The sequence below is a fragment of the Enterobacter cloacae complex sp. ECL352 genome, from assembly GCF_020149545.1.
GTDB lineage: Bacteria > Pseudomonadota > Gammaproteobacteria > Enterobacterales > Enterobacteriaceae > Enterobacter > Enterobacter asburiae_B.
This window is the reverse complement of sequence record NZ_CP083709.1, coordinates 3517420-3539244: the sequence shown is the minus strand read 5'-3', so window position 1 is coordinate 3539244 and position 21825 is coordinate 3517420. Positions and strand designations below refer to the sequence as shown.

21 protein-coding genes are annotated in these 21825 nt (G+C 61.8%); 9 read left to right on the top strand and 12 right to left on the bottom strand.

The annotated features are described in order from the left end of the window. Positions 1 to 6 precede the first annotated feature (6 nt). Positions 7 to 1206 carry an S-methyl-5-thioribose kinase gene (gene mtnK, locus LBF07_RS17145; protein WP_033144908.1) on the top strand — a complete coding sequence of 400 codons (1200 nt, stop codon included), beginning with the start codon at positions 7 to 9 and terminating at the stop codon, positions 1204 to 1206. 62 nt (positions 1207 to 1268) lie between these two features. Here mtnK and LBF07_RS17140 read toward each other — a convergent pair whose 3' ends face one another. The 4 genes from LBF07_RS17140 to LBF07_RS17125 all read right to left on the bottom strand — a co-directional run bounded on the left by LBF07_RS17140 (position 1269) and on the right by LBF07_RS17125 (position 6179). After that, complete coding sequence (locus LBF07_RS17140) at positions 1269 to 2510, bottom strand: LVIVD repeat-containing protein (protein WP_176690110.1); 1242 nt, start codon at positions 2508 to 2510, stop codon at positions 1269 to 1271. An 89-nt stretch (positions 2511 to 2599) separates the two neighbouring features. Further along, on the bottom strand, positions 2600 to 3664 hold the full coding sequence (locus LBF07_RS17135; protein WP_023310718.1) for a sugar ABC transporter substrate-binding protein: 1065 nt from the start codon (positions 3662 to 3664) through the stop codon (positions 2600 to 2602). A 20-nt stretch (positions 3665 to 3684) separates the two neighbouring features. Beyond that, positions 3685 to 4680: an ABC transporter permease gene (locus LBF07_RS17130; RefSeq protein WP_023334863.1), complete on the bottom strand. Its 996-nt coding sequence runs from the start codon at positions 4678 to 4680 to the stop codon at positions 3685 to 3687. Then, positions 4677 to 6179 carry a sugar ABC transporter ATP-binding protein gene (locus tag LBF07_RS17125; protein WP_094934403.1) on the bottom strand — a complete coding sequence of 501 codons (1503 nt, stop codon included), beginning with the start codon at positions 6177 to 6179 and terminating at the stop codon, positions 4677 to 4679. The genes LBF07_RS17130 and LBF07_RS17125 overlap by 4 nt, the downstream gene beginning before the upstream one ends. A 159-nt stretch (positions 6180 to 6338) precedes the next feature. On the opposite strand from LBF07_RS17125, the gene LBF07_RS17120 reads away from it, so the two are divergent. The 4 genes from LBF07_RS17120 to LBF07_RS17105 all read left to right on the top strand — a co-directional run bounded on the left by LBF07_RS17120 (position 6339) and on the right by LBF07_RS17105 (position 9093). Then, on the top strand, positions 6339 to 7427 hold the full coding sequence (locus tag LBF07_RS17120) for an oxidoreductase (protein WP_094934404.1): 1089 nt from the start codon (positions 6339 to 6341) through the stop codon (positions 7425 to 7427). A gap of 57 nt (positions 7428 to 7484) precedes the next feature. Further along, positions 7485 to 8228 carry an SDR family NAD(P)-dependent oxidoreductase gene (locus LBF07_RS17115; protein WP_032661029.1) on the top strand — a complete coding sequence of 248 codons (744 nt, stop codon included), beginning with the start codon at positions 7485 to 7487 and terminating at the stop codon, positions 8226 to 8228. Between the two features lie 183 nt (positions 8229 to 8411). Beyond that, positions 8412 to 8708: a type II toxin-antitoxin system RelE/ParE family toxin gene (locus LBF07_RS17110; RefSeq protein ID WP_047749439.1), complete on the top strand. Its 297-nt coding sequence runs from the start codon at positions 8412 to 8414 to the stop codon at positions 8706 to 8708. Beyond that, positions 8689 to 9093 (top strand): helix-turn-helix domain-containing protein, encoded by a 405-nt coding sequence (locus LBF07_RS17105; RefSeq protein ID WP_032661025.1) that lies wholly within the window; start codon positions 8689 to 8691, stop codon positions 9091 to 9093. Before LBF07_RS17110 ends, LBF07_RS17105 begins: the two co-directional genes overlap by 20 nt. On the opposite strand, the gene LBF07_RS17100 is transcribed toward LBF07_RS17105, so the two are convergent. The 7 genes from LBF07_RS17100 to entC form a co-directional block, all read right to left on the bottom strand. Beyond that, positions 9090 to 9287: a YbdD/YjiX family protein gene (locus tag LBF07_RS17100; RefSeq protein WP_006809671.1), complete on the bottom strand. Its 198-nt coding sequence runs from the start codon at positions 9285 to 9287 to the stop codon at positions 9090 to 9092. The two genes, LBF07_RS17105 and LBF07_RS17100, sit on opposite strands and share 4 nt — an antisense overlap. Before the next feature lie 96 nt (positions 9288 to 9383). Further along, the gene (gene cstA, locus LBF07_RS17095; RefSeq protein WP_048975902.1) at positions 9384 to 11489 is read right to left on the bottom strand and encodes a pyruvate/proton symporter CstA; all 2106 of its coding nucleotides are present in this window, start codon (positions 11487 to 11489) and stop codon (positions 9384 to 9386) included. A 149-nt stretch (positions 11490 to 11638) separates the two neighbouring features. Continuing rightward, the gene (gene entH, locus LBF07_RS17090; protein ID WP_023310710.1) at positions 11639 to 12052 is read right to left on the bottom strand and encodes a proofreading thioesterase EntH; all 414 of its coding nucleotides are present in this window, start codon (positions 12050 to 12052) and stop codon (positions 11639 to 11641) included. Position 12053: 1 nt separating this feature from the next. Then, positions 12054 to 12809 carry a 2,3-dihydro-2,3-dihydroxybenzoate dehydrogenase EntA gene (entA, locus tag LBF07_RS17085; protein WP_094934405.1) on the bottom strand — a complete coding sequence of 252 codons (756 nt, stop codon included), beginning with the start codon at positions 12807 to 12809 and terminating at the stop codon, positions 12054 to 12056. Continuing rightward, positions 12806 to 13660 carry an isochorismatase gene (locus tag LBF07_RS17080; RefSeq protein WP_033144898.1) on the bottom strand — a complete coding sequence of 285 codons (855 nt, stop codon included), beginning with the start codon at positions 13658 to 13660 and terminating at the stop codon, positions 12806 to 12808. The genes entA and LBF07_RS17080 overlap by 4 nt, the downstream gene beginning before the upstream one ends. Before the next feature lie 10 nt (positions 13661 to 13670). Beyond that, entirely contained in the window at positions 13671 to 15281 is a 1611-nt protein-coding gene (entE, locus tag LBF07_RS17075; RefSeq protein ID WP_094934406.1) for a (2,3-dihydroxybenzoyl)adenylate synthase EntE, read from the bottom strand. 9 nt (positions 15282 to 15290) lie between these two features. After that, complete coding sequence (gene entC / locus LBF07_RS17070) at positions 15291 to 16466, bottom strand: isochorismate synthase EntC (RefSeq protein WP_047061320.1); 1176 nt, start codon at positions 16464 to 16466, stop codon at positions 15291 to 15293. Between the two features lie 188 nt (positions 16467 to 16654). Between entC and fepB the strand changes: the two genes are divergently transcribed. Further along, a complete protein-coding gene (fepB, locus tag LBF07_RS17065; protein WP_094934407.1) occupies positions 16655 to 17614 on the top strand; it encodes a Fe2+-enterobactin ABC transporter substrate-binding protein in 960 nt (319 codons plus the stop codon). Between the two features lie 33 nt (positions 17615 to 17647). On the opposite strand, the gene entS is transcribed toward fepB, so the two are convergent. Beyond that, the gene (entS, locus tag LBF07_RS17060; RefSeq protein ID WP_094934408.1) at positions 17648 to 18895 is read right to left on the bottom strand and encodes an enterobactin transporter EntS; all 1248 of its coding nucleotides are present in this window, start codon (positions 18893 to 18895) and stop codon (positions 17648 to 17650) included. Positions 18896 to 19003: 108 nt separating this feature from the next. Here entS and fepD point away from each other — a divergent pair, with 108 nt between their 5' ends. The 3 genes from fepD to fepC are packed head-to-tail and all read left to right on the top strand — an operon-like array spanning position 19004 to position 21794. Beyond that, positions 19004 to 20008 (top strand): Fe(3+)-siderophore ABC transporter permease, encoded by a 1005-nt coding sequence (fepD, locus tag LBF07_RS17055; protein ID WP_094934409.1) that lies wholly within the window; start codon positions 19004 to 19006, stop codon positions 20006 to 20008. Continuing rightward, complete coding sequence (fepG, locus tag LBF07_RS17050; protein WP_094934434.1) at positions 20008 to 20997, top strand: iron-enterobactin ABC transporter permease; 990 nt, start codon at positions 20008 to 20010, stop codon at positions 20995 to 20997. The genes fepD and fepG overlap by 1 nt, the downstream gene beginning before the upstream one ends. Beyond that, positions 20994 to 21794 carry an iron-enterobactin ABC transporter ATP-binding protein gene (fepC, locus tag LBF07_RS17045; protein WP_094934410.1) on the top strand — a complete coding sequence of 267 codons (801 nt, stop codon included), beginning with the start codon at positions 20994 to 20996 and terminating at the stop codon, positions 21792 to 21794. The genes fepG and fepC overlap by 4 nt, the downstream gene beginning before the upstream one ends. Positions 21795 to 21825: the final 31 nt, after the last annotated feature.

Genomic DNA, 21825 nt, shown 5'->3' with positions numbered 1-21825 from the left:
CAGGCCATGTCGCAATACCGTACCTTTACCGCTCAGGACGCCGTGGAGTATGCCAGGCAGTTTGGCGGACTTGACGATCCTTCATCGCTGGTAGAGGCGCAGGAAGTAGGCGACGGCAACCTCAATCTGGTATTCAAAATTTTCGACGGCGCGGGCGTGAGCCGCATCGTCGTTAAGCAGGCGCTGCCCTACGTCCGCTGCGTCGGCGAGTCCTGGCCGCTGACGCTGGACCGCGCCCGCCTTGAAGCGCAAACGCTGGTCGAGCACTACCAGCACAGCCCGCAGCACACCGTGAAAATCCACCACTTCGACCCGGAGCTGGCGGTGATGGTGATGGAAGACCTCTCCAGCCATCGCATCTGGCGCGGCGAGCTGATTAAAAACATTTACTACCCGCAGGCGGCCCGTCAGCTGGGCGAATACCTCGCGCACGCGCTGTTCCACACCAGCGATTTCTACCTGCACCCGCACGCGAAAAAAGCGCAGGTGGCGAAATTCATCAACCCGGAGATGTGCGAGATCACCGAAGATCTGTTCTTCAACGATCCGTACCAGATCCACGAACGCAACAGCTACCCGGCCGAGCTGGAAAATGACGTAGCGGCCCTGCGCGACGACGCTCAGCTTAAAATTGCCGTGGCCTCCCTGAAGCACCGCTTCTTCTCGCACGCCGAAGCGCTCCTGCACGGCGATATTCACAGCGGCTCGATTTTTGTGGCTGACGGCAGCCTGAAGGCCATCGACGCCGAATTCGGCTACTTTGGCCCGATTGGCTTTGACGTCGGTACCGCCATCGGCAACCTGCTGCTGAACTTCTGCGGCCTGCCGGGGCATCTGGGCATTCGCGATGCCGCCGCCGCGCGCGAGCAGCGCCTGACCGATATTCAGGAGCTGTGGAACACCTTCGCGGAACGCTTCCAGGCGCTGGCAAACGAGAAAACGCGCGACGCCGCGCTCGGCGCGCCGGGCTATGCCTCCGCGTTCCTGAAAAAGGTCTGGCATGACGCCATCGGCTTCTGCGGCACCGAGCTCATTCGCCGCAGCGTCGGGCTTTCCCACGTCGCGGATATCGACACCATCCAGGACGAGGCGATGCGCCACGAGTGCCTGCGCCACGCGATAACGCTCGGTAAAGCGCTGATTGTCATTGCCGACCGCATCGACAGCGCCGAAGATCTGGTGGCACGGGTGCGTCAGTACAGCTGATTACATTTGGTTTTCTCCCTCTCCCTGTGGGAGAGGGCCGGGGTGAGGGCATCAAACCGCACTCATCCCAGAAACTCAATCACCGACAGCCCGCCGTTATAATCCGTGCTGTAAATTATCCCCTGCGCATCCACAAACACGTCGCACGACTGGATCACCTGCGGGCGATTCGGCCGCGTGTCCATCATTCTCTCCGGCGCGGCGGGCACCAGCGCACCGGTTTCCACCGGTCGATACGGATTGGAAATGTCATATGCACGCACCCCCGCGTTCTGATACGTCGCAAAAATCAGCGTCGAGCTGACAAAGCTCCCCGGCCGGTTCTCGTGCAGGTTATGCGGGCCAAAATGCGCCCCTTTCGCCACGTAGTCGGTTTCATCCGGCTGCGGGAAGGTCGAGATGCTGACCGGGTTCGACGGCTCGCGGATATCAAACAGCCAGATCAGCTTTTCGCCGTCCTCCTGGTTATCCAGCACCGCTTCGTCCAGCACCACCAGCAAATCGCGGTCCGGCAGCGGCAGCGCGGTGTGCGTCCCGCCGCCAAACGGCGGACTCCAGTTGCGGTGGCTAATCAGCTTCGGCCGGGTGCGGTCCTTCACGTCCAGCAGCGTCAGGCCGCCGTCGCGCCAGCTGCCGTAGGCGGTATCGCCCGCGATAATCGCGTGATGCAGCGCGTAGCGTTTCCCTTCCGGCCAGTTCGGCTTCTCCCCTTCGGCCTGGTTCATCCCCGGCAGCCACCAGCGCCCCGCCACTTCAGGCTTACGCGGATCGGCCAGATCGATGGTCAGGAAAATGTAGTCGGTAAAGCCGTCGATCAGCGCTGACACATACGCCCAGCGGCCGCCGACGTACCAGATGCGGTGGATGCCGATGCCGCTCAGCGACAGAAAGCCGATTTCGCGCGGCCTGTCGGGCGTGGAGATATCAAACACCCGCAGCCCGGCGCTCCAGCCTTTGTCCTGCACGTCGCTGACGGTCTCCCCCACCTGGCGGGTGTAGTAGACCTTCTCGTCGGCAAAGCGGACATCGGCAAACAGATCCCGGGCGTTAATCACCAGCAGCAGGTCGTCATGCGCCTGCAGATGCACGTTCCAGGTGCCGGGCGGCGCGGGCACGTAGCCCGCCGCTTTCGGGTTTTTCGGGTCGCGCACGTCGACAATCGAAAATCCCTGCGACACCATATGGCCGATATAGGCGAAACCGCGATGGACCATCAGCTGCACGCCGTCCGGGCGACCGCCCTGATCGCTATGGCCAATCAGCCGCATATTGCGGCTGTATTCTGGAAGGGGTACTTGCGTCACCGTTAGCTCCTTTGGGTTTTCCCCCTCTCCCTGTGGGAGAGGGCCGGGATGAGGGCATCAGGCCGCACCTGACGCCACCCGGCCTGGTTTTATTTATTCTTCGCTTCCAGCGTCGCAAACCACGGCGCGATAAAATCTTCCGTCTGGCCCCAGCCCGGAATGATTTTCCCCAGCGACGCCACGTTCACCGGGCCCGGCTGGGCGGTCAGCAGCGCCTGAGGAATGGCCGCCGCTTTGAAATCGTAGGTCGCAGGCGTGGCTTCCCCGGCAATCTTGTTCGCCACCAGACGCACGTTAGTTGCGCCAATCAGCTTCGGATCCACCGCCACGCTCACCTTCCACGCGCTGCCCGGCTCGCGCATCAGCTGCAGATCCTGGTTAGAGATGTCGATGCTGTAGAGCTTGATCTCGGTGCGGCCGTTCTCTTTCAGCGCCTTATACGCGCCCTGGCTGAAGGCGTCCCAGGTTCCCCAGATGGCGTCAATTTTGCCTTTCGGGTATTTCGCCAGGATCGCCCCCACCTTGTTGGCGGTATCGCCCTGCACGTCAGAGGACACGGCGCCGATAGACTCCAGCTCTTTGATGTCCGGATACTGCTTTTGCAGCTCTTTATAGGCCGCCTGACGACGCTCCATCGGCGGGAAGCCCGCCACCCACAGCTTGACGATATTGGCCTTGCCGTTGAAATCTTTCGCCAGCTGGCCGAAGGAGAGGTTCGTCAGGGAGGCATCGTCCTGCTGGGTGACGGTCACGCCGGGGATCTCGCCGTTAACCGCCGTATCAAAGACGGAGACTTTGATCCCGGCATCCACTGCTTTCTTCACCAGCGCGGTGGAGTACGGATCGCGCCCCTGAGAGAGAATAATCCCGTCATACTTCTGGCTGATGGCCTGGTTCACGAAGTCCTGGAATTTGGCGTCGTCCCCGTTGCTTAAAAAGGTGCTGACCTTAAAGCCGAGCTTTTTCCCTTCCTGAATTGCGCCAGCAATAAACTGCGTGGTGTTGTCATCTGAGCCGAGGTTACGGATCACCGCGATGCGGATCGGGCCGTCATGGTTCGCAATGGCTGCCGGAAGCGGCGCGGGCGTGGCCGCGAAGCCTGGCAGAGCCGTGAGCAACCCAAGTGCCACCAAAGAGAGTGCAATCTTTTTCATTTTTTTATCCCGTTGTGTTGTCAGCGTTTTTGTATGTAGGTAATCGCCAGCGCTACCGCGAGCACCAGCCCTTTTATAATGTCCATGGCGTAATACGGCACGGAGAGCATCACCAGCCCGTTCGACAGCACGCCGAGAATGACCGCCCCAACCAGGGTTCCCAGCGCGTTCGGCTTGCCGGATCCGGCCAGCGAGAAGCCAATCCACGCCGCCGCCACCGCATCCATCAGGTATCCGCCGCCCGCATTCACCTGCGACGAGCCGATGCGTGAAGCCAGCAAAATCCCGCCCAGACCCGCCAGCAGCGAGGCAATCACGTAGGCCGCCACCTTGTAGCGCGTGGTGCGAATGCCGGAGAGGCGCGCCGCTTCGGGGTTACCGCCGATGGCGTACATGCGTCGGCCATGCGTAGTGAGCGACAGGCCCAGCTGCGCCAGCACGGTCACCACCAGCATGACGATCACGATGGTCGGCACCTGCCCCAGCAGGCTGAACGCCGCCGGAATGGTCCCTTCCGCCATGTCGCCGCTCGGCAGCACCATGTTCTCGGTAATCGACCCGCCGTAGCTGTAGGTCATCGCCACGCCCTGGATCACAAACAGGCTGGCAAGCGTCGCCAGCATGTCCGGAATGCGCAGGATGACGATCAGGAATGCGTTAAACAGACCCACCAGCGTGCAGAGCGCGAGGGTGATCAGAATCGACTCGGTGGTGCCAAAGCCGTGCCAGACGAAAAGGGAAATCACCAGCGCGTTCGCCAGCGAGGCGGTGGATCCCACGGAGAGATCGAACCCGCCGATGGTCAACGAGATCGACACGCCAATGGCAATCACCGTCACGATGGCGATCGAGCGCAGGATATTGATGATGTTGTTCGGGTCGAGGAAGCTGTCCGACGCCAGGCCAAAGACGGCCACCAGCGCGACGACGGTTAACAGCATGCCCCACCTGTAGAGAAAATCGAAAATCTGCTGGCGGCCAGACGCCGCCGCGTTCACTGAAAGGGCCTTGCTCACGACGCCGTTCCTCCGGTTGAATAATAAAGTAGTGTCTCTTCGCGGGCCTCGGCCCCGGCGATTTCCGCCACGATGCGCCCGTCCCACAGCACGCAGATGCGGTCGCACAGCCCGACCAGTTCGGCAAACTCGCCCGAGGCGTAAATCACCCCTTTGCCCTCGCGCGCCAGGCCGTCAATTAGCTGGAACAGGTCGGTTTTGGCCTTCACGTCCACGCCTTTGGTCGGCTCGTCGAATATCAGCACGCTGGCGTCATTGCGCAGCCATTTACCGATGGCGACCTTCTGCTGGTTGCCGCCGGAAAGACGGCGCAGCACCTGCCCCGGCCCACGCGCGCGCACGCCGACGCGGGCGATGACCTCTTCCGCCCAGCGCCACGCCTGGCGATGGCCAAACAGGCTCCAGCGCGAAAAGCTGTTATCGGCGCACACGGCGAGGTTCATGCTCACCGGCTCGTCGATAAAAATGCCCTCTTTCCGCCTCTCCTCCGGCACCAGCGCCAGACCGCGCAGCACGGAGTCGGCCGGGTCGCGCGGCTGCCAGGATTGATGATTCAGCTCACCGCGCGCCACGCGGCTCTTGGTGGCGCCAAACAGCGCCTTGCAGAGTTCGGTTTTCCCCGCCCCCGCCAGCCCGGCAATCCCGAGAATTTCGCCTTTGCGCAGGTGCAGGGAGATATCTTTCAGCAGCGCGTCGTCGTGAAGCCCCTCAACGCGTAACAGCGTTTCGTCGCCGTGCGGCGGCCGCGCGGGCGGATAGATATCGCTCAGCACGTGGCCGAGCATCTTCTCGACGATCGCTTCGCCGCTAAGATCGGCCATCGGGCCGGACTCGATCAGCTTGCCGTCGCGCAGCACCGTCAGGGTGTCGCAGATGGCCTTCAGCTCGTGAATGCGGTGAGAGATAAACACCACGCCGATGCCCTGCTGCTTTAAACGTCTCACTACCGCAAACAGGCGCTCGCTCTCATGCGCGTCCAGCGGCGCGGTGGGTTCATCAAGAATCAAAAAACGGCAGTGATGGGACAGCGCCCGCGCCAGCAAAATCTGCTGCTTTTCGGCCAGCGAACAGCCGTCGATGGAACGGCGAACGTCCAGCGTCACGTCGAGCTGCGCCAGCGCCTGTCTCGCCTGCTGGCGGATAGCGCGCCAGCTGAAGCGATGCCCCGGCTGCGCCAGCTGGTCGAGCATGATGTTTTCGGCAATGCTTAACCCCGGGATCAGCGCCACGTCCACCTCCTGCTGCACAAGGTGGATCCCCAGCCGTTTGGCATCGAGCGGTTCGCGGATGCTCACCGGCTGGTTGTTGATGCTGATCTCACCCTCATAGTGGTCGTGCGTCCCGCACAGCACCGCCATCAGGGTCGATTTTCCCGCGCCGTTGGCACCGGTCAGCGCGTGTACGGATCCGCCGGTTAAGGTGAAATTCACGCGCGACAGCGCCTGAAAGCCGGAAAAGGCCAGGCTGATACCGCGCATCTCAAGGCGACTGGAAACCATCCGCGTAAATCCTTCATTACTCTTCTGATTTATCGAATTTTTCACAGCTCTGGTTGACTGACAACGACGGAAAAGGCATAAGTTAAAGCGAAATATTATTAGCCATCCGGATGTCCAGACATGACATCGGGTTAGCGCTTCCGCAAAAAGGACACCATCATGATCAACACCGATATCCGCGTCGTGCCTGGCCCGGCGAACTACTTCTCTCATCCCGGAAGCCTTGCGCAGCTGGATAACTTCTTTACCCCGGAACAGCTTTCCCGCGCTGTGTGGATTTACGGCGAACGCGCTATCGAAGGCGCGCGCCCTTTCCTGCCCGAGAGCTTTAACGCGCCGGGAGCGAAACGCCTGCTGTTTAAAGGCCACTGCAGCGAGCGCGACGTCACCCATCTGGTGAATGAATCCGGCAGCGACGCCAGCGTGGTGATTGGCGTCGGCGGCGGCGCGGTGATGGATACCGTCAAGGCCGTGGCGCGCCGCTTAGGGGTGCCGTTTGTGGGCATCCCCACCATTGCCGCCACCTGCGCGGCGTGGACCCCGCTCTCCGTCTGGTACAACGATGCCGGTCAGGCGCTGCATTTTGAGATCTTCGACGACGCCAACTTCCTGGTGCTGGTGGAGCCGCAGATCGTCCTTAACGCTCCGGCGGAGTATCTGCTGGCGGGCATCGGCGATACGCTGGCGAAGTGGTACGAAGCGGTGGTATTGGCACCTGAGCCGGAGAACCTGCCGCTGACCGTGCGGCTGGGCATTAACGGCGCGCTGGCGATCCGCGACGTGCTGCTGGCGCGCAGCGAAGAGGCGCTGGCCGACCAGCAGCGCGGCGAACAGACGCAGGCGTTCCGGGACGTGGTGGATGCAATCATCGCCGGCGGCGGGATGGTCGGCGGCCTGGGCGAACGCTATACGCGCGTGGCGGCGGCGCATGCGGTACACAACGGCTTAACCGTGCTGCCGCAGACGGAAAAATACCTGCACGGCACCAAGGTGGCCTACGGTATTCTGGTGCAGAGCGCCCTGCTCGGCCAGGACGACGTGCTGGCGCAGCTGGTGACGGCTTACCAGCGTTTTAACCTGCCGACCACGCTTCGCGAGCTGGACGTCGACATCACTAACCGCGACGAGCTGGATCGGGTCATTGCCCACACCCTGCGCCCGGTGGAGTCGATTCACTATTTACCTGTTACGTTAACGCCTGACGTTCTGCGCGCCGCGTTTGAGAAAGTGGAATCCTTCAGCCGTTAATCGCGCCGACAGGCTATACCTAATGATGATTCTTACCACTCTCGTAACGAGGTCATCATGCAGATCGATTTAACAGGTAAAAAGGCGCTGGTTACCGGTGCCAGCCGCGGATTGGGTCGTGCGATTGCCCTGTCGCTGGCGCGCGCCGGTGCGGATGTGATTATTACGTATGAAAAATCTGCCGATAAGGCCCAGGCGGTCGCCGATGAGATTAAGGCGCTGGGGCGCCACAGCGAAGCCGTGCAGGCCGACAGCGCCAGCGCGCAGGCGATTCAGGATGCCGTCACCCATGCGGCGCGTTCCCTTGGCGGGCTGGACATTCTGGTCAACAACGCCGGGATCGCGCGCGGCGGCCCGCTGGAGTCCATGACGCTGGCGGACATTGACGCCCTTATCAACGTCAACATTCGCGGCGTGGTGATCGCCATTCAGGAAGCGCTGGTGCACATGTCAGACGGCGGGCGCATTATCAACATCGGCAGCTGTCTGGCAAACCGCGTGGCGCAGCCGGGCATTGCCGTTTACTCGATGACCAAATCGGCGCTGAATTCCCTCACCCGTGGGCTGGCTCGTGATTTAGGGCCTCGCGGCATTACCGTTAACCTGGTACATCCCGGGCCCACCAACAGCGATATGAACCCGGAAGACGGGGAACAGGCTGACTCTCAGCGTCAGCTTATTGCTTTGGGTCATTACGGTCAGCCGGAAGACGTCGCGGCGGCGGTCACGTTTCTTGCCAGTCCGGCGGCCGGGCAGATCTCCGGTACCGGCCTGGACGTGGACGGCGGTTTGAACGCCTGATCGCAATCTCACTGCAAGCCTCTGTCGTCCGGCAGAGGCGTTTCCGAGCGCCCTCGACGGTTTGCGTTTTGCCGCTTTCTCCGGTTATTTCCTCGCTCTACAGTACCCCATTAGAAATTCGGAATTTATCTAATAGCCTTATTATTTCCTTATACTTTGTGTGGGCGTACAGTGGAGGTACGGATGAAGATTGTCTGGTCAAAGAATGCAAAGAAAGAGTTTTTCAAAATCGATGGCCGATATCAGCGAAGAATCAAAGCAAAACTTGCTGAGCTGGACGATCGCTCAGCTCCCCGGCCCGATATCAAAAAAATATCGGCAACAGAAAATCAATTCCGGCTACGCGTTGGCGATTACCGCATTCTGATTACACTTCGGGACGATCCCGATAACCATTGTTATGTTTTGGCCGTCAAGCGCAGAACATCAACGACCTACCTTCACGAGGAGAAAGCCCCCTATGGCTGTTCAGCTAATTAAGGACGATGACGGAAAAGCGCAGTACGTCGTTATTCCCTATGATGAATACTTTCGTATGTGCTTACAGATGGCAGAAATCGACGACGAAACCGATGATGATCTAGAGGATATTGAAGTCGAACACGATTGTTATGATGACGTAGGATTACCTGGTGAAGTGTGCGACGTCATGCATAACGAGAACGTCAGCCTGCAGGCCGCGTGGCGTATCCTGCGCGGCATGTCCCAGCAGGAGGTGGCTGAGAAACTCGGCATCACCCAGTCCGCCGTGTCACAGCTGGAAGCGCTGGACTCCCGTCCGCAAAAGCGCACCCGTGAAAAGCTGGCTGCTATCTACGGCTGCAAGCAGGAGCAGATCAGCCTCTATCTTCCGAAAGAGGGTTAACAGCACTTCGCCCCGCCCTTGCCGCCGTAGCGGGCGTCCTGGCGGTCGCGGAAAAATTCTTCGTAGGTCATGGGCGTCTGGTCCGGATGGTTGACGCGCATATGCTCGACGTAGTTGTCGTAGTCCGGCACGCCAATCATCATTTTGGCGGCCTGGCCCAGGTACTTACCTGCTTTGGATAGAGTGTCGAACATAATCAGTTTCTCGTTTGTTTCCGGCCCTCTCCCGGAGGGTGAGGGCGGAGAAGAAATGTAGGCCGGGTAAGGCGAAGCCGCCACCCGGCAAACAGGTTAGTGCGCCCCTTTCGCCTGGGTCACAATCTCTTCCAGGTTTTCAGGCATCGGCTCGTACGGTGTTTCTTTCGCCGTTGGCTGATCGTTTTTCAACGCCGCGAGCGCGGTCTTGAGAGAATACAACGCCAGCACCACGACCACCACCATAAAGAAGATGGTCAGCCCGGCATCCAGACGGTTGTTAAACACCAGTTGGGACAGCTGCGACTCGGTGTACTGCGCCGGGATCTTGCCGCTGTCGATCATCGCCTGGAACTTGTTGGCGATCGCCAGGAAGCCCACCTTGTTGTCCGGGCTGAAGGCTTTCTGCCAGCCCGCCGTCAGGGTACAGATCAGCAGCCACGCGGTTGGCACCAGTGCCACCCACGCGTAACGCTGGCGCTTCATCTTGAACAGCACCACCGCGCAGAGCATCAGCGCCATGCCTGCCAGCATCTGGTTGGCGATACCAAACAGCGGCCACAGGGTGTTAATCCCGCCCAGCGGATCGACTACCCCCTGATGCAGGAAGTAGCCCCACGCCAGCACGCACAGCGCCGTCGCCAGCAGGTTAGCCGGGAGCGAATCGGTACGCTTCAGGTTCGGGGAGATCACCCCCAGCAGGTCCTGCAGCATAAAGCGCGCCGCACGGGTTCCTGCATCCACCGCCGTCAGGATAAACAGCGCCTCGAACAGGATGGCGAAGTGATACCAGAACGACACGTCCATCAGCCCGCCCAGCGCGCCGTGAAGAATATACGCCATGCCGACCGCCAGCGTCGGCGCTCCGCCCGCACGGGAGATAATCGACTGCTCGCCCACTTCACTGGCGATGCTCGTCAACGTATCAGGGGTAATCGCAAAGCCCCAGCCGCTCACCACCTGCGCGGCGGACGCCACCACGTCAACGGTGCCAGCCGGTGCCAGTACCGCCATCGGGCTGTTCATCGCGAAATACACGCCCGGGTCGATGATACAGGCAGAGACCAGCGCCATGATGGCGACAAAGGATTCCATCAGCATGCCGCCGTAGCCGATCAGGCAGGCCTGATTTTCATTCGCCAGCATCTTCGGCGTGGTTCCGGATGCGATCAGCGCGTGGAAGCCCGACACCGCGCCGCAGGCGATGGTGATAAACAGGAACGGGAACAGGTTACCGGTCCAGACCGGGCCGGTACCGTCGATGAATTTGGTTAACGCAGGCATGGTCAGGGTCGGACGCATAATCAGAATGCCGATCGCCAGCCCGACGATGGTGCCGATTTTCAGGAACGTAGAGAGATAGTCACGCGGAGCCAGCAGCAGCCATACCGGCAGCACCGCCGCCACAAAGCCGTAGCCCACCAGCATCCAGGTCAGCTGGACGCCGGTAAAGTCGAAGAACGGCGCCCAGGTAGGGCTTTCCGCCACCCAGCCGCCGGAGATAATGGCGAACACCAGGAATACCAGGCCAATTACCGACACCTCACCAATGCGGCCCGGGCGCAGGTAGCGAATATAAATCCCCATAAACAGCGCCAGCGGAATGGTGAAGGCAACGGTATAGGTCCCCCACGGGCTGTGGGTCAGCGCTTTCACCACGATCATCGCCAGCACCGCGAGGATGATCACCATGATCATAAAGGTCGCCACCAGCGCAATCACCCCGGCGGTTGCCCCCATCTCCTCTTTCACCAGCTCACCCAGCGAACGCCCGTCGCGGCGGGTCGAGACGAACAGCACCATAAAGTCCTGCACCGCGCCCGCCAGCACCACGCCCGCGAGGATCCAGATCATCCCCGGCAGGTAGCCCATCTGCGCCGCCAGCACCGGCCCCACCAGCGGACCCGCTCCGGCAATCGCCGCAAAATGGTGACCGAACAGCACTTTTTTGTCGGTCGGCACGTAGTCCAGCCCGTCGTTATGGCGGACGGCAGGCGTCATACGCGTCGCGTCAACGCCCAGAACGTTCTTCGCGATATAGCGGCCATAAAAACGGTACGCGATCAGATAAATGCAGACGGAGGCGACGACGATCCAGAGCGCATTGATCTGTTCCCCCCGGTTGAGGGCGATATAGCCCAGGGCAAAGGCTCCCACAACGGAGAGCCCTGCCCATGTAAGGTATTTCCCTGAGTTGTTCATAGTTGTTGTCCGTTGTTGTGAAACAGTGAGATGTTACATTTTGTTTCTAGAACAACCGGAAAAATTTAACAACTTTGAAACGCAATAATGCGTGGTCAAACCAGAGATTTACACCACAGTGTTAAGCCGATCACTTTGATCTGCCTGGCTTAGCCCAACACCATCGTACTCAACCGACAGGTACAGCACCGCCGCCCCTGCTCGTCGAATACCACAATCTCCCAGCTCTGGCTCGAACGCCCCAGATGCAGCGGCTGGCAAACGCCGCGCACTTTGCCGTGAGAGACCGCACGATGGTGCGTGGCGTTAAGCTCCGTCCCCACCACGCTCTGCCCGTCACGGGTCATCAGAAAGCCGGCCATCGACCCCAGGGTTTCCGCCAGCGCCGCCGACGCGCCGCCGTGCAGCAGGCCAAACGGCTGATGGGTACGCGCATCCACCGGCATCTCCGCTTCCAGCGTGTCGTCGCCGAGGCGGGTATAGACGATACCGAGATGCGCCACCAGGGTGTTCAGGCTGGTCGCGTTCAGCTCCTCGAGCGGTAAATGACGTTTCCAGATCATCTTACGCCCCCAGCGTGGAGCCGCCGTCCACCACGATATCCTGCAGGGTGATATGGCTGGCGGCATCGGAAGCAAGGAACAGCACCGTGCTGGCAATCTCCTGCGGGCGAGCGATTTTGCCCAGCGGAATGCCGAGCTTGAACTGCTCGCCAAAACCGCGAATACGCTGCTGCTCCGCGTCGTCTCTTTTCCACAGCGTGCGCTGCATATCGGTATCCGTTGAGCCCGGCGACACCAGGTTACAGCGCACGCCGCTGCCCGCCAGCTCCAGCCCGACGGTCAGGGCCAGGCTTTTCAGCGCCGCCTTCGACGCGCCGTAGGCGCTCATGCCGATGCGCGGCGTGTGTGCCGCGTCGGACGCCACGGTGACTATCGCCCCGCCCTGCTGACGGCGGAACTGGCCCATCGTCTGCTGGAACAGGTTGAACGCGCCGCCGACGTTGACCGCAAAGGTCTGCTGCCAGTCCTCCTGCGAGAGCTGGTCCGTCGCCCCCATGCGCAGAATGCCCGCCGCGTTGACCAGCACGTCCAGCCGTTCAAGCGACGCCAGCGCGCGCCCGCACACCTCATGCACCTGCGCGGCATCCGCCACGTCCAGGGTTTCAGTGGCGAACGGATAATCCCCCAGCGGAAACGCCAGATCGAAGCCGGTCACACGTGCGCCCGCCTCCACAAACGCCAGCGCCGTCGCGTAGCCAATCCCCTTACCCGCGCCCGTCACCCAGACGGTTTTACCGGTGAAATCCAGACCCATCACTTCACCTCGCGGGACAGCAGCGCCCACCATGCGTCGATGGTTGGATTTTTGGCCAGCATCACGAAGTCGATATCGCCGTGCACTTTGCGCCAGCGGGCGGCCAGCGCCATCATGCGCACCGAGTCCAGACCGTAGTCGATCAGGTTTTCGTCATCCATCGGCTCGTCGGACTCGTCCAGCAGCGGCAGGATCAGCTCACGCAGCGCGGCTTTGGTCGCCGGAACGGACGGCAGCAGCTCGTCGGTCATCACCACGCGGCCCGAGCGTCCGGCCACGTAGTTGAGCGACATCAGGTGCTCGTCGCGGGTGAAATCCGCCAGCGCGTCGGCGATAAAGAACGGCTTGATGTCGCGCATAAAGGCATCGGTGGCGGTGGTCATGCAGCCGATGTGGGCGTACACGCCGGTAATCAGCAGCTGGTTTCGTCCCGTCTCTTTCAGCATCTGCTCCAGCGGCGAGCGGTGAAACGCGCTGTAGCGCCACTTCACCAGCACCGTGTCCGCTTCGTCCGGGGTCAGTTCGCGGACAATGCGCTGCTGCTCCGGCGAGCGGGTCAGGCCCGGCCCCCACATGTCGTTCAGCAGGGCGCGGTCTTCGTCGCTCTGCTCTTTCGGCTGAGCGGTGTAGTACACGGGAATATTGTGCGCTTTGCAGTAAGCGCGCAGTCGGGCGATATTCGCCACCACCTGCTGCATCATCGCGCTGTTTTCGCCCCAGAAGTTCAGGAAATACTCCTGCATATCGTGGATCAGCAGCGCGGCACGTTCAGGCTCAAACGCCCAGTTCACTTTACTGGTCGGCAGCTCTGCGGCGGTCGGCAGCGCGTAAGCGGTTAATTTTGGAATGGCCATACTCTGTTCCTCAGCCCCGGGCGCGTTCAGCAAGCCACAGGCGCAACTGTTTCTTATCGACTTTGCCGACCGGCGTCAGCGGTAGCGCATCCACGCTCTCCACGCGGTCCGGCAGCTTGAATTCGGCAACGCCCTGCTCGCGCAGGAAGCGGCGCACTTCAACCGCGCGCAGCGGCTGTTTCACCACCAGATACGCGCAGCTTTTTTCGCCCAGCAGGCTGTCCTCCATGCTCACCAGCGCGGCGTGGATCACCGCCTCGTGGCGCAGCAGTAGGTTCTCAATCTCTTCGGCGGCGATCTTCTCCCCGCCGCGGTTGATCTGATCCTTCTCTCGCCCCTGCACGGTGATGTAGCCCTGCTCGTCGATGGCGATCAGATCGCCGGAGCAGTAAAAGCCGTCGGCGTCAAAGGCGCTGGCGTTGTGTTCCGGGCTGTTGAAATAGCCGCGGAAGGTGTAAGGCCCGCGCGTCATCAGACGCCCGACCTCACCGCGCGGCAGCGGGTTACCGTGCTCGTCCGCCACCCACACTTCGTCGTCCGGGCTCATCGGGCGGCCCTGAGTGTTGATGATGCGCTCCGGCAAGTCGTCGAGCGCGGTGTAGTTCACCAGCCCTTCCGCCATGCCGAACACCTGCTGAAGCTGGCAGCCGATTTCCGCCGGAATGCGCGCCGCGAGCGTGGCGGAGAGGCGTGCGCCACCCACCTGCAGCAGCCTGAGGGACTTAAGCTGCGCGTTGCCCGCGCCGTCGGTAATCGCCTGCAGCCAGAGGCTCACCGCCGGAGGAACCAGCGAGGTGACGTTAATCTGATGCCGTTCAATCAGCGGGAAGCAGAGCGTGGCGCTCGGATCGTTCGCCAGCACCACGCAGCCGCCGGCGGTGAAGATGCCTAACGATCCCGGCGAGCTCATGGCGTAGTTATGCGCCGCGGGCAGCGCGTTCAGGTAACGGGTGTATGCATTGATTCCGCAGATCTCGTTGCTGCGGCGAATGCTGTAGTCGTAGTCGTTATGCGTGCGCGGGATCAGCTTCGGCGTGCCGGTGCTGCCGCCGGAAAGCTGGAAAAATGCCACTTCGTCAGCGGGCGTCGGGTTCGGAATGAAGTTATCCGCCGGACGCGCAATCGCCGCTTCCAGGGCGTGTTCGCCCTTATCGCCGCGCAGCAGTACAAGGCGTACCGAGCGATGCGCATCCACAAAGGCGTTGAGGAAATCATCGCCCGCAAACAGCGCGTGGTCGCGATCGCCAATCAGCACGGCGGGTTTGATCTGCTCTGCGTAGGCGTTCAGCTCGCTGCGCTGATGGCTAAAGAGCGCGTTAACCGGCGCGACGCCAATTTGCAGCAGCGCAAAGAAAGTGACGTAGAACTCGGCCACGTTGCCAAGCTGCACCAGCGCGGTCTCGCCGCGCTGCAGCCCGCGCGCCTGAAGAGCGGACGCCAGGTTGTTCACCGCCTGATTAAACGCGCGGTAGGTGATGTGCCGCTCGCCGTCGACAATCGCCACGGCATCGCTTTCAGCGCGATCCGTCAGGATGTGGGTCAGCGGCAGATCCTGCCAGTAGCCTTTTTCGCGGTAGCGGCGGGCGAATTCCTCAGGCCAGCGGGTAAAGGGAATGGTCATGAGCGATCCTTAGTGCAAGCCAAACACGTTGAGCATGGTGGAGAGCTTCACGCCCGTTTCGCGCCATTCGCCCACCGGCGAAGAGGCAGGCACAATGCCCGCGCCGGCAAACAGGCGAACGCTATTTTCGCGAAGACGCGCGCAGCGGATGGTCACCACCCACTCGCCGTTGCCTTCGCTGTCGCACCAGCCGACGATGCCGCCGAACAGCTCGCGGTCGAACGGCTCCAGCTCGGCGATCAGCTCTTTTGCCGCCTCATGCGGGAAGCCGCTCAGCGCCGGGGTCGGGTGCAGCAGGCAGGCCAGAGTCAGGGCGTTTTCGTTTTCACGCGCGTCACCTTCAACCGGCGTCGCCAGATGCCACAGCGTCGGCGTGGTGATGAGCTGCGGGGAAGACGGCATGCTCAGGTGGTGGCTGCGCGGTGCCAGAATGGCCTTCATCGCCTGAGTCACCAGGTCGTGCTCGTGGCGGTCTTTTTCGGAGGCCAGCAGCTTATTGCCCGCTTCGCGATCCAGCACATCGTCCGGCTGACGGCGCGCGGAGCCTGCCAGCGGCAGCGAGCTAAAGTGCGCGCCCTCTTTACGCAGCAGCAGTTCGGGGCTGGCGCCGAGCAGCACGCCGCCGTCTTCCAGCGGCACGTGGAAGTTAAAGCTCGCCGGGTTCTGGGCGATCAGCCGCTCCATCAGCGCACCGCTGTCCATGTGTTTGTCGGTCGCGATATCAATCAGACGCGACAGCACCACCTTGTTCACCTGCGGCGTGGCGGTAAGCGACGCGGCGCGCGCGACCATCTCTTCGAACACGGGCTGCGGCGGGATCTCGGTGCGTTGTTCCACCTTCAGCGCCTGCGAGCCGGAAAAATAGCGTGCGGACTGCTGACGTGCCGGACGGGAAAAGGTCTGCCAGCGCTGCGGAATAAACAGAGAAGATGGCTTGCGGGTATCGAACGGAATAGCCCCTACCATCACCGGATGAGCGATACCGTTAGCTTTCGCATTCCGGAAGGCCTGGGCTAATTTTTGCTGGAATTGCCCGGCCGGATCGTCACCGCCGACGGCGGGTTCACTGAAGCGGGTAAAACAGCCTGAGGTAGTAAAACTGCGGTAAGGCGACATAAAGAAAAAGCTGTCTGATTGCAGCGTGGTCGCGGTGTGCTGAACTTCCTCAGCCAGGGACGTGTCCATTTCATCCTCCTCAAAATGATAAAAGAAGCAATAATGATTATCATTTATATTTTCGTCGGCTAACCTAATCCCACATCGCTGCGCTGTCAACCGTCGGACAAATAACTTATGCGACAAAAGCTTGCATCCCTTCGCATCAACCATGAAAATGAGAAGCATTATCTTCAACGAAAACAGGATGTCGCGCTATGAAATTCCCTGCCCTATTCCGTAATACCCTGCTTTTATCTGGACTTTTAGTTTTAGGACTTGCCTCAGCCGCTGCCGCCGACTGGCCGCGTCAGGTGACCGACAGCCGAGGCGTTCACACGCTTGAGAGCAAACCGACGCGCATTGTCTCCACCAGCGTGACCTTAACTGGCTCCCTGCTGGCGATTGACGCGCCGGTCGTTGCCAGCGGCGCGACCACGCCGAACAACCGCATGGCGGATGCGCAGGGCTTTTTGCGTCAGTGGGGCGATATTGCGAAACAGCGCAAGGTTGCGCGGCTGTACATTGGCGAGCCAAGCGCCGAAGCGGTCGCCGCGCAAATGCCGGATCTGATTTTGATCAGCGCTACCGGCGGGGATTCCGCGCTGGCGCTGTACGATCAGCTCTCCGCCATCGCCCCAACGCTTATCATCAACTACGACGACAAGAGCTGGCAGGAACTGCTGACGCAGCTGGGCACCCTCACCGGGCAGGAAAAACAGGCCGCAGAGCGCATTGCCGCGTTTGATAAACAGCTCGCGCAGGTAAAACAGCAGATGAAGCTGCCGCCGCAGCCGGTGAACGCCATCGTCTACACCGCCGCCGCGCACAGCGCCAACCTGTGGACTGCGGAATCGGCGCAAGGCAAGCTGCTGCAACAGCTGGGCTTTACGCTAGCGGATCTACCCGCCGGGCTGCACACCTCAAAAAGCCAGGGCAAACGCCACGACATCATCCAGCTGGGCGGTGAAAACCTGGCGACGGGGCTGAACGGCGAAGGGCTGTTTGTGTTTGCCGGCGATCGGAAAGACGTGGATGCGATTTACGCCAACCCGCTGCTGGCGCATTTGCCGTCGGTGAAAAACAAACGGGTCTGGGCATTGGGAACCGAGACGTTCCGCCTGGATTACTACAGCGCGATGTTGGTGTTAGACAGATTGAATACGTTGTTTAAGTAGGCATTTTCCTCCCTCTCCCTGTGGGAGAGGGCATCAGGCCGCACCGTCGTTCAACACACTCTCCTGCCTGAACCGCCGCAATTCCACCAGCGCCACTAACAAAATCACGCCAATAATAGCCAGTACAAACCCGCCGCAGCTCGCCGAGGCCACCGGAGTCATCATCGCCCCCAGCCCGCCGAGGATCGCCGCACCAATCGCATCCCCCGTGACGTTCTGCGCCGTCCACAGGCCGTTAATGCGCCCGAGCATCCCTTCCGGCGTCTGGGTCTGGATCAGGGTGTACTGCAGCAGCGAACTGATGGCGCTCAGCCAGCCGAAAATCACCAGACACAGCACCCCGAGCGCCCACACCGGCATCAGGCTGAAGAACCCGATGGCGATAAACGACGCCAGCGTGGCAAGCAGCATAATCAGCCCCGGACGCGCGCCCTGCGCCAGGTTGCCGCTGGTCAGCGCCCCGCACGCCGCGCCGAGCGGAATGGCGGCGTAGAGAATGCCAATCTCCGAGGCGCTCATCTGCCACTCTCCCGCCAGCGCCGGGTAGAGCACGCGCACGGCGCTCGCCATGGTCAGCAGGCCGCCGAGCAGCGCAATCCCGCCAATCAGCGGGTTGCTGAACAGGAAACGAATCGCGGCCATCAGCGATTTCAGCGGATGCTCGCGCGGCTGCGGCGGAGGCGGCAGCAGCGGCAGGCGCAGCAGCGTCAGCGTGGTGATGAAGGTTCCCGCCGCCGCCAGCCCGTAGTTCCACGCCACGTTGCCGGTCGCCAGCAGCAGGCCGCCCACCATCGGCGAAATCACCGAGCCCAGACGCACGGTGAGCATGGTAATCGCCCCCGCCTGCATCAGGTTCTCGCGCCCGACCAGCGCGGGCGTCGCCGCCAGCAGCGCCGTCACGCCCAGCGAGGCGAAGAAACCGTCCCACAGCCCCAGGGCATAAATCGCGATCAGCGACGGCTCCGGCAGCATCGCGTTCAGACACAGCCCAATAAAGCCCACGCCGCAGGTGCCGCGCGCCAGCAGGATCAGCTTTTTACGCTCGTAGCGGTCCGCCAGCACGCCGCCGACCATCAGGCCGATGAACATCGCCCCGCCGGTTAAGGTGACGGATAACCCCACCAGCCAGCTGGAGTGCGTCATGGTCTGGATCTGGACCGGCACGGCGACGCCGAGCAGCCCGAGGGACAAAATGGAGATAAAGCGAGCGATAAAAACGGCGCGATACGCCGGGTGCGTTTTAAGCAGGCTGAGATTGAGCAGCCAGGATTTTTGATTCATGACAAAGCCTTGAGTCTATTTCTACCCATTCCATGGGCGCACATGCTAACATAGCCAAATAAGATAGATAACGATAATCACTATCATTATCAAATCATGGATGTTGCTATGTCGTTTTCCTCTTCTTCGGTGCGCGCCGTTGCCGTGCCCGTTTTATTGCTGCTGTTGATCCTTGCGACTGCACTCAGCCTGCTGGTCGGCGCGAAGCCGCTGCCCGCGTCCGTTATCGTTGATGCGCTCTCCGGCACCTGCCAGAGCGCCGACTGCGTCATCGTGCTCGACGCACGACTCCCCCGCACGCTTGCCGGACTGCTGGCCGGTAGCGCGCTGGGCCTTGCCGGCGCCCTGATGCAAACCCTTACCCGTAACCCGCTGGCAGATCCCGGTATTCTCGGCGTTAACTCCGGCGCCAGCTTTGCCATCGTGCTCGGCGCAGCGCTGTTTGGGTTGACCTCGCCCTCCGAACAGCTGGTGATGGCCTTCTGCGGCGCGCTGGCCGCCTCGCTGGTGGTCGCCTTTACCGGCAGCCAGGGCGGCGGGCAGCTGAGTCCGGTACGCCTGACGCTTGCGGGCGTGGCGCTCGCGGCGGTGCTGGAAGGCTTGTCCAACGGTATCGCCCTGCTCAACCCGGACGTCTACGACCAGCTGCGCTTCTGGCAGGCCGGCTCGCTGGATATCCGCACCCTCGAAACCCTAAAAGTGGTGGCGATCCCGGTCATTATCGCCGCCGCCGTGGCGCTGTTTTTAAGCCGGTCACTCAACAGCCTGAGCCTCGGCAGCGACACCGCGACCGCCCTCGGCAACCGGGTGGCGCGCACGCAGCTGATTGGACTTCTGGCGATCACGGTTCTGTGCGGCAGCGCGACCGCGGTAGTCGGCCCGATTGCCTTTATTGGCCTGATGATGCCGCACATGGCGCGCTGGCTGGTGGGCGCGGATCACCGCTGGTCGCTGCCGGTGACGCTGCTTGCCACCCCTGCCCTGCTGCTGTTTGCCGATGTGCTGGGCCGCCTGCTGGTGCCCGGCGAGCTGCGCGTCTCGGTGGTCAGCGCCTTTATCGGCGCGCCGGTGCTGATCTTCCTGGTTCGCCATAAACGCGGAGGTGGCGCATGATGGCCCCGTCCCGTCGTTTACTCACCAGCATCTGCCTGCTGACTATCGTCATTCTGCTGCTGGCGGTCTGGAGCCTGCGCAGCGGCGCGGTGACGCTTGATGTTGTCCAGGTCTTTGACGCCCTGCTCGGCAGCGCGCCGCGCAACATCACCATGGTGGTGACGGAGTGGCGCCTCCCGCGCGTGGCGATGGCGATTCTGGTCGGCGCGGCGCTCGGCGTGAGCGGTGCGATATTCCAGTCGCTGATGCGCAACCCGCTCGGCAGCCCGGACGTGATGGGCCTTAACACCGGGGCCTGGAGCGGCGTGCTGGTGGCGATGGTGCTGTTTGGTCAGCACCTGACGGCCATTACCTTTACGGCGATGGCGGGCGGCATTCTGACGTCATTACTGATCTGGGCGCTGGCCTGGCGCAACGGTATCGACACCTTTCGCCTGATCATCATCGGGATCGGCATCCGCGCCATGCTGATGGCCTTTAACACCTGGCTTTTACTGCAGGCCTCGCTGGAAACCGCGCTCTCCGCCGGGCTGTGGTACGCCGGATCGCTCAACGGCCTGACATGGGGCAAAACCTGGCCCGCCGCGCCGCTGATTTTGCTGATGTTTATCGGCGCGCTGCTGCTGGTGCGGCGCATGCGTCTGCTGGAGATGGGCGACGACACCGCCTGCGCGCTGGGCGTGGGCGTCGAGCGCTCGCGCCTGATGCTGATGCTGGTCGCCGTACTGCTGACCGCCGCCTCCACCGCGATTGCCGGGCCAATCTCGTTTATCGCCCTCGTGGCACCGCACATCGCCCGTCGTCTTAGCGGCACGGCGCGCTGGGGATTAACCCAGGCGGCGCTGTGCGGCGCGCTGCTGCTATTGGCCGCCGATCTCTGCGCCCAGCGGCTGTTTATGCCTTATCAACTGCCGGTGGGCGTGGTGACCGTCAGCCTCGGCGGGATTTACCTCATCGTCTTGCTCGTTCAGGAGTCACGCAGGAAATGACTGATTCAACCACCCGCTTGCGCGGCGAAAACTTAACCCTCGGCTACGGCAAAAAAATCATTGCCCGTGACTTATCCGTCGCCATTCCGGACGGCCATTTCACCGCGATTATCGGCCCGAACGGCTGCGGCAAATCGACCCTGCTGCGCACCCTGAGCCGCCTGATGACGCCGGCTGAAGGCAGCGTGTTCCTCGACGGGGAGCAGATCCAGCGCTTCGCCAGCAAAGAGGTGGCACGGCGCATCGGTCTGCTGGCGCAAAACGCCACCACGCCGGGAGACATCACGGTGCAGGAGCTGGTCTCGCGCGGGCGCTACCCGCATCAGCCGCTGTTTACCCGCTGGCGTAAAGAGGATGACGAGGCGGTGAACCGCGCGATGCTGGCGACGGGCATCACCGATCTCGCCCAGCAGAGCGTGGACACCCTCTCCGGCGGGCAGCGTCAGCGGGCGTGGATCGCGATGGTGCTGGCACAGGAAACGTCGATCATGCTGCTGGACGAGCCGACAACCTGGCTCGACATCAGCCATCAGATTGACCTGCTGGAGCTGCTGAGCGAGCTGAACCGCACTCAGGGGTATACCCTGGCGGCGGTGCTGCACGACTTAAACCAGGCGTGCCGCTATGCGACGCATCTGATTGCGCTTCGCGACGGTGAGATCGTGGCGCAGGGTGCGCCGAAGGAGATTGTGACGCCGGAGCTGATCGAGCGGATCTACGGCATGCGCTGCATGATTATTGACGATCCGGTGGCGGGTACGCCGCTGGTGGTGCCGCTGGGGAAGCGTGCGGGCTGATGCCCTCACCCCGGCCCTCTCCCACAGGGAG